The organism is Streptomyces sp. NPDC058371 (assembly GCF_042723265.1).
Taxonomy (GTDB): Bacteria; Actinomycetota; Actinomycetes; order Streptomycetales; family Streptomycetaceae; genus Streptomyces.
In genome coordinates, this window is the sequence record NZ_JBHXJC010000003.1 from 685,202 (window position 1) to 699,863 (window position 14,662).

The 14,662-nt window shown below is 70.0% G+C and carries 10 protein-coding genes; 3 read left to right on the plus strand and 7 right to left on the minus strand.

Annotation, left to right across the window (positions count from 1 at the left end):
- Positions 1 to 228: 228 nt before the first annotated feature.
- Positions 229 to 1,572, minus strand: a complete 1,344-nt coding sequence (locus ACFWM2_RS14570; RefSeq protein WP_383278180.1) for a UDP-glucose dehydrogenase family protein — start codon at positions 1,570 to 1,572, stop codon at positions 229 to 231.
- 210 nt (positions 1,573 to 1,782) lie between these two features.
- Between ACFWM2_RS14570 and ACFWM2_RS14575 the strand changes: the two genes are divergently transcribed.
- Complete coding sequence (locus tag ACFWM2_RS14575; protein ID WP_383278183.1) at positions 1,783 to 2,955, plus strand: acyl-CoA dehydrogenase family protein; 1,173 nt, start codon at positions 1,783 to 1,785, stop codon at positions 2,953 to 2,955.
- A gap of 68 nt (positions 2,956 to 3,023) precedes the next feature.
- On the opposite strand, the gene ACFWM2_RS14580 is transcribed toward ACFWM2_RS14575, so the two are convergent.
- Positions 3,024 to 4,301, minus strand: a complete 1,278-nt coding sequence (locus ACFWM2_RS14580) for an LCP family protein (protein ID WP_383278186.1) — start codon at positions 4,299 to 4,301, stop codon at positions 3,024 to 3,026.
- Positions 4,302 to 4,409: 108 nt separating this feature from the next.
- Between ACFWM2_RS14580 and ACFWM2_RS14585 the strand changes: the two genes are divergently transcribed.
- Entirely contained in the window at positions 4,410 to 4,970 is a 561-nt protein-coding gene (locus tag ACFWM2_RS14585) for an acyl-CoA thioesterase (RefSeq protein WP_383278189.1), read from the plus strand.
- A gap of 206 nt (positions 4,971 to 5,176) precedes the next feature.
- Here the strand turns inward: ACFWM2_RS14585 and ACFWM2_RS14590 are convergent, their stop codons facing one another.
- The gene (locus ACFWM2_RS14590; RefSeq protein WP_383278191.1) at positions 5,177 to 6,538 is read right to left on the minus strand and encodes an LCP family protein; all 1,362 of its coding nucleotides are present in this window, start codon (positions 6,536 to 6,538) and stop codon (positions 5,177 to 5,179) included.
- Between the two features lie 227 nt (positions 6,539 to 6,765).
- Here ACFWM2_RS14590 and ACFWM2_RS14595 point away from each other — a divergent pair, with 227 nt between their 5' ends.
- Positions 6,766 to 7,794, plus strand: coding sequence for a glycosyltransferase family 2 protein (locus ACFWM2_RS14595; protein WP_383278194.1), 1,029 nt, complete (start codon positions 6,766 to 6,768; stop codon positions 7,792 to 7,794).
- A 70-nt stretch (positions 7,795 to 7,864) separates the two neighbouring features.
- Here the strand turns inward: ACFWM2_RS14595 and ACFWM2_RS14600 are convergent, their stop codons facing one another.
- From ACFWM2_RS14600 to ACFWM2_RS14615, 4 genes are all read right to left on the minus strand, one after another.
- Positions 7,865 to 9,667 carry an LCP family protein gene (locus ACFWM2_RS14600; protein ID WP_383278197.1) on the minus strand — a complete coding sequence of 601 codons (1,803 nt, stop codon included), beginning with the start codon at positions 9,665 to 9,667 and terminating at the stop codon, positions 7,865 to 7,867.
- Between the two features lie 124 nt (positions 9,668 to 9,791).
- Positions 9,792 to 11,534 carry an LCP family protein gene (locus ACFWM2_RS14605; protein WP_383278200.1) on the minus strand — a complete coding sequence of 581 codons (1,743 nt, stop codon included), beginning with the start codon at positions 11,532 to 11,534 and terminating at the stop codon, positions 9,792 to 9,794.
- 239 nt (positions 11,535 to 11,773) lie between these two features.
- Entirely contained in the window at positions 11,774 to 13,135 is a 1,362-nt protein-coding gene (locus ACFWM2_RS14610; RefSeq protein WP_383278202.1) for an LCP family protein, read from the minus strand.
- Between the two features lie 711 nt (positions 13,136 to 13,846).
- On the minus strand, positions 13,847 to 14,602 hold the full coding sequence (locus ACFWM2_RS14615; RefSeq protein WP_383278205.1) for a TIGR03089 family protein: 756 nt from the start codon (positions 14,600 to 14,602) through the stop codon (positions 13,847 to 13,849).
- Between the last annotated feature and the right edge of the window lie 60 nt (positions 14,603 to 14,662).

The following is a 14,662-nucleotide window of genomic DNA, read 5'->3' on the forward strand; positions in this document are numbered from 1 at the left end:
GCGCCTCTACCACGCGAAGTAACGCCTCTGGCCCCGCCCGGGTCCTGTTAGGTGGGGGACGGGGTGGGGACGCCGTTCCGGCCGACCGATCCTCGGCCGGACCGGCGTCCGCCTTGCGTGCGGTGCCGGGCCGGCTGCTCTGCCGGTGCCGGGCCGGCTGCTCTGCCGGGGCCCGTCCGGCTGCCGGGCCGGGCCGTGCGGGTGGGCCGAGGCCCCGGAGTACCGGGACTAGGCCGTGGGCCGGCCCATCGCGCGGTACGTCCAGCCGGCCCGGCGCCACAGCTCCGGGTCGAGCGCGTTGCGGCCGTCGAGGAGCACGCGGGCCGTGACCGCCTCGCCCAGCGCCGCCGGGTCCAGCTCGCGGAACTCGCGCCACTCGGTGAGGTGCAGGACGACGTCGGCCCCGCGCACGGCCTCCACCGCGGAGTCGGCGTACCCGAGCGTCGGGAAGAGCCGGCGCGCGTTCTGCATGCCCTTCGGGTCGTAGACGGTGACCTGGCCGCCCTGGAGGTGGATCTGCCCGGCCACGTTCAGCGCCGGCGAATCACGGACGTCGTCCGAGTCGGGCTTGAACGTCGCGCCCAGGACGGCGACCCGCTTGCCGAGGAAGGACCCGCCGCCGAGCGCCTCGCGCGCCAGCTCCACCATCTGACCGCGCTGGCGCATGTTGATCGAGTCGATCTCGCGCAGGAAGGTGAGCGCCTGGTCGGCACCCAGCTCACCGGCCCGGGCCATGAAGGCACGGATGTCCTTGGGCAGACAGCCGCCGCCGAACCCGATGCCGGCCCGCAGGAACTTCTTGCCGATCCGGTCGTCGTGCCCGATCGCCTCGGCCAGCTTGGCGACGTCGCCGCCGGCGGCCTCGCAGACCTCCGCCATGGCGTTGATGAACGAGATCTTGGTGGCCAGGAAGGAGTTCGCCGAGGTCTTCACCAGCTCGGCGGTCGGGAAGTCGGTCACCACGAACGGCGAGCCCTCGGCCACCGGCGTGGTGTACACCTCGCGCAGCAGCTTCTCGGCCCGCTCGCTGCGCACGCCGACGACGATGCGGTCGGGGTGCAGCGTGTCCTTCACGGCGAAGCCCTCGCGCAGGAACTCCGGGTTCCAGGCGAGCTCGGCGTCCTCACCCGCGGGCGCCAGCTCGGCCAGCGTGCGGGCCAGCCGGTCCGCCGAGCCGACCGGCACCGTGGACTTGCCGACCACGAGGGCGGGGCCCTTCAGATGCGGGGCGAGCGACGCGAAGGCGGCATCGACGTACGACATGTCGCACGCGTACTCACCGTGCTTCTGCGGGGTGTTGACGCAGACGAAGTGGATGTCGCCGAAGTCCGCGACCTCGGCCCAGTCCATGGTGAAGCGCAGCCGCCCGCTGGATCCCTCGATGCCCGCGACATGCTTGCGCAGCAGCTCCTCGAGACCGGGCTCGTACATCGGGACCTCGCCCCGCTGCAGCATCTCGATCTTCTCCGGCACCACGTCGAGACCGAGAACCTCGAAGCCGAGCTCGGCCATGGCCGCGGCGTGGGTGGCGCCGAGATAGCCGGTGCCGATCACGGTGATCTTGAGGGCCATGGGTGCTCCTGGTTTCAGCGGCCGTGGGTGCGGTGCCCGAGCATAGTCGGGGCTCGGCGGCCCCCTTCACCGGGCACTTTCCCCCTGGTCCTGACCGCTGTCGCCAAGCTCACGTGCCCCTCCCCTCAGCGGCCCCTTTCCCTCCCGTGGGCCGCCCCTTAAAATTTGGGTTACTTAACGGTAATTAGCATCCTTGGAGCGTGAGAGACCTTGGCCGGATCGGCTGATTTCGACTTGTACCGTCCGTCCGAGGAGCACGACATGCTCAGGGACGCGATCCGTTCGCTGGCCGAGGCGAAGATCGCGCCGTACGCGGCCGTGGTGGACGAGGAAGCCCGTTTCCCCCAGGAGGCCCTGGACGCTCTGGTCTCCTCCGACCTGCACGCCGTGCACGTACCCGAGTCGTACGGCGGCGCGGGTGCGGACGCGCTGGCCACGGTCATCGTGATCGAGGAGGTGGCCCGCGTCTGCGCGTCGTCCTCCCTGATCCCCGCGGTGAACAAGCTGGGCTCGCTCCCGGTGATCCTCTCCGGCTCCGAGGACCTGAAGAAGAAGTACCTCGGCCCGCTCGCCAAGGGCGACGGCATGTTCTCGTACTGTCTCTCCGAGCCGGACGCGGGCTCGGACGCGGCGGGCATGAAGACCAGGGCGGTCCGCGACGGCGACTCCTACGTCCTCAACGGCGTGAAGCGCTGGATCACCAACGCCGGCGTCTCCGAGTACTACACGGTGATGGCGGTCACCGACCCCACCAAGCGCTCCAAGGGCATCTCGGCCTTCGTCGTCGAGAAGTCGGACGAGGGCGTCTCCTTCGGCGCCCCGGAGAAGAAGCTCGGCATCAAGGGCTCGCCGACCCGCGAGGTCTACCTCGACAACGTGCGCATCCCCGCGGACCGCATCATCGGCGAGGAGGGCACGGGCTTCGCCACCGCGATGAAGACCCTGGACCACACCCGCATCACCATCGCCGCCCAGGCTCTCGGCATCGCCCAGGGCGCCCTCGACTACGCCAAGGGCTACGTCCAGGAGCGCAAGCAGTTCGGCAAGCCGATCGGCGACTTCCAGGGCATCCAGTTCATGCTCGCCGACATGGCCATGAAGATCGAGGCCGCGCGGCAGCTGACGTACGCGGCGGCGGCCAAGTCGGAGCGCGTCACCGCCGGCGGCAAGGAGAGCGACCTCACCTTCCAGGGCGCCGCGGCCAAGTGCTTCGCCTCCGATGTCGCCATGGAGGTCACCACGGACGCCGTCCAGCTCCTCGGCGGCTACGGCTACACCCGTGACTACCCGGTCGAGCGCATGATGCGCGACGCGAAGATCACGCAGATTTACGAGGGCACGAATCAGGTGCAGCGGATCGTGATGGCGCGCAACCTGCCGTAGTCCGCCGCCCCTCACGACCGAAGGGCCCCGCCGGTGCGACCGGCGGGGCCCTTCGTGTGCGGTGCGGCTCAGTTGCCCGAGACAGTCACCTTGTCGTCGTTCTTCAGCTCGTTCACCAGGGTCTTGACCTTGGCCTTGTCCCAGACGAGGTTGCTGCCGGTGGAGCCGGAGATCGGCATGTTCATGGACTTGCCGTCGCCGCCGCTGACGCTCTTCATCGCCCAGAACATGTCACCCAGGCCGAGCAGCCCCATGTCCTTGTCGACGACCAGGGTGTCCAGGCCGGCGCTCATGGTCGGGTAGAGCTTGAAAGGGTTCAGGATCGTGCTCGGCGTCGCGACCTGGTTGGCCAGCGCCGACAGGAACTTCTGCTGGTTCTTCGTACGGTCCAGGTCGCTGCCCGCGAGGGCGTACCGGGTGCGTACGAACGCCAGCGCCTGCTCACCGTTCAGCGTCTGCGTGCCCGCCTCGAAGTCGGCGCCGGACTTGGTGTCCTTCATGCCGCCCTTGGGGATGTCGATGTCCACACCGCCGACCGAGTCGACGATGTTCGCGAAGCCCGCGAAGCCGATCTCCACGTAGTGGTCGATGTGCAGGCCGGTGTTGAACTCGACCGTGCGCACCAGCAGCTCGGGACCGTCCTCCGCGTACGCGGCGTTCAGCTTCACGTGCCGGCCCGTGCCCGGGTACGTCTTGCCGCTGTCGGAGCCCTTGAAGGTGGGGATCTCGACGTCGGAGTCGCGGGGGAGGGAGACCAGGGTGTCGCCGTTGCTCCCGGTGTGCAGGATCATCATCGAGTCCGTGCGCTTGCCCTCGGCGGACCCGGTGTGGAGCTTCTTCTTCTCCTCGGCGGACATGCCGGCGCGGCTGTCCGAGCCGACGATCAGGTAGTTCGTGCCCTTGCCCGACTCCGGCCGGTCGATCACCTTGGAGAGATCGACGTCACGGTGGAGCTTGGAGTCGGCCCAGAAGTACGTGCCGACGGAGACCACGATCAGCAGCGTGACCAGCGTGAGCGCGGTCCACTTGATGCGCCGGCGCCAGTTCGGTGCGGGGCGCGGGCCCCGGCCACCGGGACCGGGGCCGCCCGGTCCCTGCGGGCCGCCGCCGTAGACGTGGCCGGTGTTGTATCCGCTGTCGTAGCCGTCGTCGTACCCCTGTCCGTCGACGTACGACGGCTGCTGCGGTACTCCGCTGTACGGCGGCGCCGACGGGCCCGGACCGGGCGTCGCCGGGTCACGCCGGACCTGCCGCATCACGCGGGCGCTCTCCGGCTGTGCGCCGGCGCTGCCGGCGCCGTACCGGTTGCTCCGCCTGTCATCCCGCCCGTCGGGCCAATCGTTCATGCCGCCAGTGTGCAGTGCCCGGCTATGTGCCTTACAAGGGCCGAAGGAAAATAGGACCAGTGCTGTTGCGAAGCTGACACAAAATGACCGCGGCATAAGGTGGAGGTCATGACAGACCAGGCCCTCGCTCCGGAATCAGATGTTCCGGAAGGCATTCCGGGCAAACCGACCTCGGCGTCCCGGACCACCCTCAGCCACATCATGACCCACAACGACACCAACCTTCTGGGTACGGTGCACGGCGGTGTGATCATGAAACTGGTCGACGACGCGGCCGGCGCCGTGGCGGGGCGGCACTCCGGTGGGCCCGCCGTCACCGCGTCCATGGACGAGATGGCCTTCCTGGAGCCGGTCCGGGTGGGCGACCTCGTCCATGTGAAGGCCCAGGTCAACTGGACCGGGCGGACCTCCATGGAGGTCGGCGTCCGCGTCCTTGCGGAGCGCTGGAACGAGTCCGCCCCGGCCACCCAGGTCGGCTCCGCCTACCTCGTCTTCGCCGCCGTCGACGCCGACGGGAAGCCGCGGCGGGTGCCGCCGGTGCTTCCGGAGACCGAGCGGGACGAGCGGCGGTACCAGGAGGCGCAGATCCGCCGCACCCACCGGCTCGCCCGGCGGCGCGCGATCATGGAGCTCCGGGAGAAGCGGGCGGCCGAGGGGCTGGACGACTAGGTTGTCGCCCACTTTGCCGGTGACTCGGGCGCTGGTGTGACCGGCCCCTGGCGTGACCGGCCCCTGGCGCAACCGGCCCCTGGCGCAACCGGCCCCTGGTGTGACCGACCCGGGGGCTGCCGCCCCCAGGCCCCCGCTTCGGCCTGGACGGCCTCGTCCTCAAGCGCCGGACGGGCTATTGCCTGTTACGGGCATCCCACTGCCTGTTACGGGCACACCACCTGGTCGCCCGTCACCACGCCGAACTCGCCCTGGTACGGGTCGGCCGCCTTCACTCGGCGGACGCCCTTGTAGTCGGCTCCGGCGATCACCTTGAGGGTGGGGCCCTGGTTCTTCACGGCGCGGAGTTCGCAGCCGGGCAGTGCGGTGGCGAGGGACTTCGCGGAGCGGTCCCAGCGGGGGTCGTAGGCGACCACGGTGCGCCGGGCGGTCCGGTCGGCGGCGTCCGTGGGGAGGCGTGTGGTGAGGAACCCGGTGGCGGCGAGCGCGGCGTCGACGCGGCCGCCGAGCCCCTCGGTGGGCGTCGCGTTCTCGATCTGGACCCGGATCTGCTGCGGGGCGACGTCGACCCGCAGCGCCTTGCTCTTCTTCTTGTGCCGGGCAAGCGGCTGGTCGTCGCGCAGGGCCCGGAAGAGCTTCTGCGCCTTCGGCTCGTCCCACTTCAGGGTCTCGCCGATGCCCTTCACCATGTAGGCCATCTGTCCGATCGGCACGGTGGTGAACTCGGACGAGGAGGGCGAGAAGTTCCGCATCGCCCGCCCCAGGTCCAGGAGTTCGTCGGTGCCGAACCCCTTGTCCGCGCGGACCGAGCCGAGCACGGCGTGGGTGACGTCACGGAACTTCATCGGGTTCAGCAGCACCCCGGACGAGGTCGCCTGCTCGATCAGCGCCGCGAGGAACCGCTGCTGACGCTGCATCCGGCCGAGGTCGGAGGCGCTGTCGACGTGCCGGGAGCGCACGTACTGGAGCGCCTCGCCGCCGTTGAGCCGGTGCGAGCCGGCCGGCAGGTCAAGGCCGGTGTACGCGTCCTTCATCGGCTCCGCGGTGCAGATCTCCACGCCACCGAGCACGTCCACCGTCTTCATGAAGCTGGTGAAGTCGACCTCCAGATAGTGGTCGATCTTGACGTGGGTCATGTTCTCGACGGTGCGCACGGTCAGCTGCGGGCCGCCCTCCGCGTACGCCGCGTTCAGCTTCACCGGGTGCGGGCCGTGCCGCTTGCCGGTGGTCTGGTCGGTGTGCGCGGGCGTCTCGGCGTACGAGTCGCGCGGCAGGCTCACGACGCTGGCCCGCTCCCGGTCCTCCGAGATGTGCACGATCATGATCGTGTCCGTGCAGTGGCAGGGGGCGCCGCCCAGCCGGTACTTCTGCCGCTCCGCCTCCGTGATCTTGTCGCGGCCGTCGGTGCCGACGAGCAGGACGTTCATCCCGTTGCCCGCCTCGGGACGGTTCTTCATGTCCTTGAAGGGGTCGACCCGGGCGATGTCGGCGTCGAGGCTGGTGACCACCGCGTGTCCGATGCCGGCGGAGGCGAGGACCACCACGGAGAGCGTGGTGACCATCCGCATGGCCCAGCGCGGCTTCTTCCGCCGTAGGGGGGGCCGCCGGGATCCGGGCGGTTGCGGACGGTGGGCAGGGGGAGCTGGGGAGCGGGGCGGCGTGGGCACGGGGGACACCTCCGCGTAGGCCGGGCGTGGGGATCCGTGAGCACCGTAGGCCCATACGATCTGCGGCCCGGCCCCGTAGCGCCGGCGGCGCGCGACCGTGTCCCCCATTCGCGGTAACGTGACGTCCGATGAGCGAGAAGTCTGACGTGCGAGCCCCCGCTGTTTCTGTGATCATGCCCGTCCTCAACGAGGAGCGGCATCTGCGCGGGGCCGTCCAAGCGATCCTGGCGCAGGAGTACGACGGCGAGATGGAGGTGGTCATCGCCATCGGCCCGTCCTCGGACCGTACGGACGAGATCGCCGCCGAACTCGTACGGGAAGATCCACGCGTCCACACCGTGCCGAACCCGACCGGCCGCACCCCCGCCGCGCTGAACGCCGCGATCAAGGCGTCCCGGCACCCCGTCGTCGTACGCGTCGACGGGCACGGGATGCTGTCGCCGAACTACATCGCGACCGCCGTACGCCTCCTCGCGGAGACCGGCGCGCAGAACGTCGGCGGGATCATGCATGCCGAGGGCGAGAACGACTGGGAGCACGCCGTCGCCGCCGCGATGACGTCGAAGATCGGTGTGGGCAACGCCGCCTTCCACACGGGCGGCGAGGCCGGCCCCGCGGAGACCGTCTATCTCGGCGTCTTCCGGCGCGAGGCCCTGGAACAGCAGGGCGGCTACAACGAGGAGTTCATCCGCGCCCAGGACTGGGAGCTGAACTTCCGGATCCGCGAGGCGGGCGGACTGATCTGGTTCTCGCCCGAGCTGCGGGTGTCCTACCGGCCGCGTCCCTCGATGCGCGCGCTCGCCAAGCAGTACAAGGACTACGGGCGCTGGCGCCACGTCGTCGCCCGCTACCACGAGGGCTCCATCAACCTGCGCTACCTCGCCCCGCCGACCGCGGTGTGCGCGACAGCGGCGGGTGTCGTGGTCGGGCTCGCGCTGACGCCCTGGGGCCTGGTGGTTCCCGGCGGCTATCTCGCGGCCATCGCGCTCGGCTCGGTGCCGGCGGGCAAGGGTCTGCCGCTGAAGGCGCGGCTGCAGATCCCGCTCGCCCTCGCCACCATGCACATGTCGTGGGGCTGGGGCTTCCTCACCAGCCCGAGGGCGCTGGCGAAGCGGGTCATCGCCTCGCGCCGCCCCGCGGTGCTCAGCTCCAACTGAGTTTCCAGAGCTGCCAGTTGGGCCCCACTCCGACGGAGTGGGGCCCAACTGCCGTTCCGTGCGGGCCCGCCTACCAGGTGTAGTCCGGGTCGACGTGCATACAGGCCTCGGTGTCCGAGCCGTTGAGCGCGTCGGCCGACTTCGGGGTGTCGTTGTTGTCGTCGGCGGCGGTGTAGGTGTTGCCCTCGCGCCAGTCGGCGCCGACCACCAGCGTGACACCGGAGACGTTCGTCGACTTCTCCACCGCGCTGAAGGGGATGCCGAGGGACTTGGCGACCCGCTGCGCGTCACCCTCCAGATCGGCGCTCGGATAGCGGATGACCGTCTCGTCCTCGGTGAGCGCCGTCGTCGAGTCGGCCGTCGCGGTGGTGAAGCCCTTGCCTACGAGCAGCTGGGCCACCGCGCTCGCCCGTCCGCTCACCGGCGCCAGCGTGCTGGTCCGGGTGCCGTTCTGCACCTGCACCGCGATCTTGTCGTCCGCCGCGGCCGGATCCGACGACGCCTTGTCCTCGGTCTTCTTCTTGCTGTCCTTGCCGTCCAGCGCGATGTCCTCGCGCACCAGCCGGAAGACCTTCTCGGCGTCCGTCGGCTTGGGCAGCACCCGGTTGCCGTCGGAGGAGTACACCCACGGCATGGTGGTCATGGTGATGCGCTTCGTCGGGACCTTCTTCAGCTCGTTGCTGAGGTCGTAGAGGTCCTTCACCGTGCCCAGACCGTCGTCGACGGTGAGCGCGTCGGTGGCCGTCTCGGCGAGCTTGCGCAGCTTGTTCGGGTTGCTCAGCGTGGTGTTGGCGCGCAGCTGGCGGACCATCGAGTTCATGTACTGGTGCTGGGCCTTGGTCCGGCCTATGTCGGAACCGTCCTCGAAGCCGTACCGCGTCCGCAGCCACTGCAGGGCCTGCTTGCCCTTGATGGACGTCGTGCCCTTCTCCAGCTTCAGGCCCGAGCCGTGGCCGGAGGAGGTGTGGGAGTAGATGTTGGCGTCCACGCAGACCGGGACACCCCCGATGGCGTCGGCCATCGACACCACCCCGGCGAAGTCGACCATCATGAAGTGGTCGATGTGGATGTCGGTGAGCTTCTCCCAGGTGGCGACCGTGCAGCCGGGACCGCCGCGGCCCAGCGAGTCGTTCGTCATCGTGGGCAGCGTGCTCGCCGCATACGTCTTCTTGGTGTCCGGGTCGGTGCACTTGGGGATCTGCAGCAGCGTGTCGCGCGGCATGCTGACCACCGACATGTTGGTGCGGTCCGCCGAGAGGTGCAGCAGCATCTGGACGTCCGCGCGCGCTGTCCCGCCGAAGGTGTCCTTGGCGCCGCCGAGCTTCTGGTTCTCCTCGGAGTCCCGTGCGTCGGAGCCGATCAGGAGGATGTTCAGCGGGGTCTGGCCCGCCGCGTTGGGCTTGGACTCGGCGGCCCTGTCCTTGGCGTCGCCGATGTTCAGGTCGTCCTTCTTGATGTTGGCGTTGAGGTGCTGGTAGTAGAGATAACCGGCACCCGCGGTGCCAAGTATCAGTACCGCCAGAACCGTCGCGGACCAGCGCAGCGCGCGGCGTCTGCGGCGCGGCCGGGCTCCGCCGCCGCGGCGGCGTCCGCCGCCCCCGTGCCGGCTGCGGCCCTGCGGTTCGGGCCGTGGCCCGTCCTCGCTGTCCTGGCCGTTCTCCGGGGCCGGCCCGCCGTCCCCGTCGGCCCGGCGGTCGTCCTCCTGCACCGGACGGCCCTTCCCCCGAGCCGGATCGCCGTCTCGTCGAGCCGGATCTCCGTCCCGTTGAGTCGGATCGCCGTTCTCGTCGTACAGACTGTCGTCCCAGCCCAGTTCACCGGCGTGCCGGACACGTGGTCGAGCCCCCTCACCACGCACACTGCTCCGCGCCATCTCCCTGCCCCTCCCCACCCCGCGCCTGACAAACGGGTCCGTCCCGCGTCCAGTTGGACGCGCGAGCGCCCATGTTGGTTGGACGCCTGCGTCCTGTTAGACGCTCGACAGACCCGTCAGGTCATCAACTGGCGCACTCTTGCTTGTCCGCCGTGGACTTCTGGATCCCCTCCGGTGCCTTCGAGGGCGCCGTCAGCGGCACCCCGGCACCCTTGAAGTCCTTGCCGAGGGTCAGCACGATCGCGGGCAGACCCTGAGCGTTCTTCTCGCTCTTGCCGGGCTTCAGCGCCGACCCCGGCAACCCCATGAGGTCGGCCAGCTTGCGTGCCTGATCGGCCTGGTCGGGAGAGTACTCCAGGGTCGTCTTGCTGAGGGTTTCGTCCGCGTTTCCGAGCTGGCTCGACTTGAGCACGCCCTCATCATTCTGCAACCAGTTAAGAGTTTCCTGTGCGGAGCCGGCCACGGCGCCGCCGTTGTAGATGTCGACGCGGATGTCGGAGGCGGCGGACTGCGAGCCCTTGAGGCGGGCGGTGTCCTCGGCCTTCTCCTTCTTCTCCTTCTGCTTCACCTCGGTCAGCGAGGTGTCGCTCTTGATCATCTCGAACAGCGGGTCCGCCTGGGCCGGGTTGACGACGACCGTCGCCTTCACCTTCTCGGCGGGGTTGTCGAGCACCGGCAGCGTGGTGAAGGTGATGTTCTTCGGCGGGACCTTCTTCAGCTCCAGGGCCACGTCCTTGAGCGTGCTGACCTTGCCGATGCCGGTGTCGACGGTGAGCGCCTTGGTGGCGGCCTCGGCCAGCTTGTACAGCTTGGTGGGGCTGGTCAGGGTGTCACTGGAGGCCATCTTCCGCATGAGGGAACCCAGGAACTGCTGCTGCACCTTGATGCGGTCGAGGTCGCCCTCGTTGCCGAAGCTGTGCCGGGTGCGGACGAAGGCCAGCGCCTGCTCGCCCTTCACCGTGGACTTGCCGGCGGGCAGCTTGAGGTGCGACTCCTTGTCGTCGACGGCGTGGGCCACACAGACCTCGACACCGCCCACCGCGGTGGTCAGCGTCTTGACCGCGTTGAAGTCCGCCATCATGAAGTGGTCGGGCGCGATGCCGGTGAGTTCCTTGACCGTGAGCATGGTGCAGCCGGCGTTGCGGTCGTTCTGACCGAGGCTCGTGTTGAAGCGGACGCCGTCCGTGCCCGAGATCACCTTCTCGGTGCCGTCGGCCTGCTTGACCGGGCAGTCCGGGATGTCGGTGATCAGGTCACGCGGGATGCTCAACGCGGTCGCGTTGGAACGGTCCTTGGCCACGTGCAGCAGGATGTTGGTGTCGGCGTGACCGACGCTGTTCTTGTCGCCGTAGCCCTCGTTGCCCGCACCGGTGCGCTTGTCCGTGCCGATGATCAGGATGTTGAAGGCCTCGTCCTTGCTGAAGCCGTTCTTGCCCGCGCTGCCGACGTCCGTGGTGTTGACGTTGCCCTCTAGGTGCTTGAGGTAGAGGTAGGCCGCCGCCGAGACGGCGACCAGCACGAAGGCCATCGTGCCGCCGGTCCACAGCAGTATTTTCTTGGCCTTCGACTTATTGGCCTTCTTCGGCTGGGTCCGCGACCGGCGCCGGCCCGGCGGCGGCTCGGCGGGCGCACCACGGCGCCTGCGCGGTCCGGGCACTGTGTCGGGTGCGGGGGACTCACGCGGTTCCCGGCCCGGCGCGGTGCGCGTGCGAGCCGATCCACCGGAGGACGTCCTGCGCGGTCTCGGGACTCCTGATTGCGGTGCGGAAGGAGTCAGTCGCAGTTCGTATTCACCGGTGGTCGGGTTGAGTACCCACTGGTCTGCGGGGTCGATGTCGTCCGCCCGCCCACGGCCTTGCGCGTCCACGGTTGTCTGAATCCTCCGTCGGGGCCACGCGGCGCCCTTTTTCCCCCTCCAAAAAGGCGCTCGGGTCTCGGTCATGCAGTGCGCGACCCCAGGACTGACCTCGTGGCCGGGTGCACCGGATCGCTCACACTATCCGCCCAGTTCAGCGTGGAGCGACGACGGTGACAAATTCCACTTCCATACAACTGGGCAATCCGCCCCATTTCTTGGGACTGGAGTTCCCCGGCTTGGTGTGCGCTTTACCCACAGCCGTCCTCGGCGGCCGTGTTGCCGCGGAAAGTGGGCGTCGGATCGGGGGCGTCGACGGGGACGTCCGGCCGTTTTCTCCCCGGCTTCCCGTCGTCGTAGGAGCCCTCTTCGCCGTCGTACGCGTCGTCGCCGGAGGAGTCGTACGAGGAGTCGTACGACTCCTCGTCACCGCCCTCGTACGAGTTCTTCTTGTTCCGGGATGCCTCATTACTGCTCTTGGTGCCGGAATCCTCCGGAAGGTTCTTCGCGACCTCCAGCGGAGCGTCCGAGCGCAGCCGGGCGAACAGTCTGTCGGCGTCCGGCTCCACGAGCTGGTCGCGATTGGCGTTGTAGACGTACGACGTCCGGGGCACCGTCAGGAACTGCACCCGGTCCGTGGGGATGTCCCGCAGGCCGCGCACCAGCTGGTACAGCCCGCGCAGATTCGCCAGGTCGGGGTCCGTGGTGAGCGACGAGGTGGCGGCGTCGAGCACCGGATAGAGCTTCGTGGGGTTGAGCAGTACGTCGTTGCTCTGCACCTTGTTGACCAGCGCCCCCAGGAACCGCTGCTGCCGGTCCATCCGATCGGTGTCGCTGCCGTCGCCGATGCTCTTGCGGGCGCGTACGTAGCCGAGCGCCTGCTCGCCGTTGAGGCGCACCTTCCCCGCGGGCAGTCTCAGCTTGGCCGCCTTGTCGTCGATCGGCTCCTTCAGGCACACCTGGACGCCGTCGACCGCGTCGACCATCTCCTTGAACCCGTGGAAGTCCACGACCATGTGGTGGTCGATGCGGACGTTCGTGAGCTTCTCGACGGTACGGATCGTGCAGGCCGAACCCCCGCTCTCGTAGGCGGAGTTGAACATCGCGAACACCGCGTCGGTTCGGGTGCCGTCGGGGCGACGGCAGCTGGGCACGTCCACCATCAGGTCGCGCGGCAGCGAGACGGCGGTCGCGCTGCGCCGGTCGGCGGCCAGGTGCAGCAGGATCGTGGTGTCGGAGCGCTCGGTGCCGGAGTCCCGTCCGTACTTGTCGTTGCCGTCGCCGGAGCGCGAGTCCGATCCGATCAGCAGGATGTTCTGCGCGCCGCGCACCAGTGCGGTGGGCCGCTCCTTGTCGTACCGCGCCAGCTCGGCGGCGGTGTCGTTGTCCGCCGTGATGTTCGCGTTCAGCTTCTCGTAGACCGCCCAGCCGGCCCCCGCGGCACCGACGACCGCGACGACGACTCCGATCGCCGCGCAGCGCAGCCAGCGCCGCCGACGGCGTATGAGCCCGGTGCCGGTGGGGGACGCCCCCACCCCGGGTCCCAGCGTGGCCGCCGCCTCAGGCGCGTCGTCGTCCGGACGTCCGGAGGGCGTGCCTGCCGTGTCGGTCACTTCGGGATCCACCCCTCCTGGCGTACGAGCGTGACGTGCGTGACGTGCTCTTACGACCATCGCCCGGGAGGGGCCGGTGGGCCCGTGGGCGGGGGTTGGGTGTGGGCCGAACGGGCGACGGCGGGCGCCCACCGGAGCGGCCGGGTGCGGGGTGGGGAGCGCTCGGAGCCGGCACCCCCGAGAGGCGTCCCCCGCTCGGCCGCGCCCGGTTCGCCCGGAGGGGTTGGCCGCGCTGTCCCGGAGGCCGCCTCGCGATGGGCCCTCCCTGTTCCCAGGGAGGGCTACCGGGAGGAGCGTTCCGCAGTCGCGGGACCGTGTGTGCGCCTCGGAGGATTACTGGGCTGCCCGGGAGGGGCCGTCTGGGCCGTCTCGCGGCCGGATGGCTGCGGCTCCGGCTGCGGTGGGTGGCCGGTGCTCGCCTGCCGGGTTGCCGGTCGTCGGGTCGTCGGGTCGTCGGGGAGGGGTCGTCTCGCGGTCGGGCGGTTTCCGGGTGCGGTGGGTGGGCGGGGTTCTCTGGTGGCCGGGGCTCGCCCGGCGGGTGGTCCGGGAACGGGTCGTCTCGCGGTCCGGCGGCTCCGGGTGCGGTGGGTGCGCCGGGCTTTCTTGTGGCCGGTGCCCGCCCGCGGGTCGCCGCGTTTTCCGGGGGCGGGCCGTGTTGCGGTCCGACGGCTCCGGGGTGCCTTGGGCGGGCGGTGCTCCTCGCCCGGAGGGCTACCGCGCTGTCGCCGTCACCCGCTCGCTCTCGATCCGCTTGGCCAGGCCGTCCTCACCCAGCTGGTCGAGGTTGCGGCACAGCACCACGGACCCGCCGGCCGCGAGCGCTGCGTACAGCCCGGCGCTCAGCCCTTCCCAGGTGTCGTACGACAGCGCCGACAGGATGCGCGAGCCGGGTCCCGTCAGATCGAGCGCGGGCGCGTCGGCGCGGGCCCGCTCGACGACCTCGGCGCCCGTGTACTCCGCCCCGGCGACGATCAGCGCCGGCTCCTCCGGGTCCACGGGCGCGTACGGCTGGAAGCGGTCGCCCTGGCTCGGTACCTCGACGGCGTAGTCGGCGTAGCCGGCCGGCGGGGCGGGGAAGCGGCGTCCCAGGGGCGCGAGCGAGAGCGCGATCCGCTCGCCCGAGCAGGCGAGACCGGCCTCGAACTCGCCGGGCCCCGCGACGACGTGGTCCGCGGCGGCCGGATCGCCCCCGACATCCGCGACGGCGCCCACCGAGGAACACGCGAGCAGCCACACCGCTGTCTGCCAGTGCGCGGGCAGCAGCAGCGCGACCCGGTCGCCGGGCTCGGCGGAGAGCTCGCCCTGGAGCAGATTGGCGGTCTTGGCCACCCAATTGGCGAAGGTGGCCACGGACAGTTCGACGCGTTCGCCCGTGGCGTCGTCGTAGAAGGTCACCAGGGGGCGTGCGGGATCCGTAGCGAGCGCGGATCGCAGCAGGTCGGCAGGGGTGCGGTCGGTGGCGGTCACGCGGGCAAGCGTACGCGGGGGCGCCCGGCGCGTCAGAGCTGACGGTTCGCCGGATCGGAC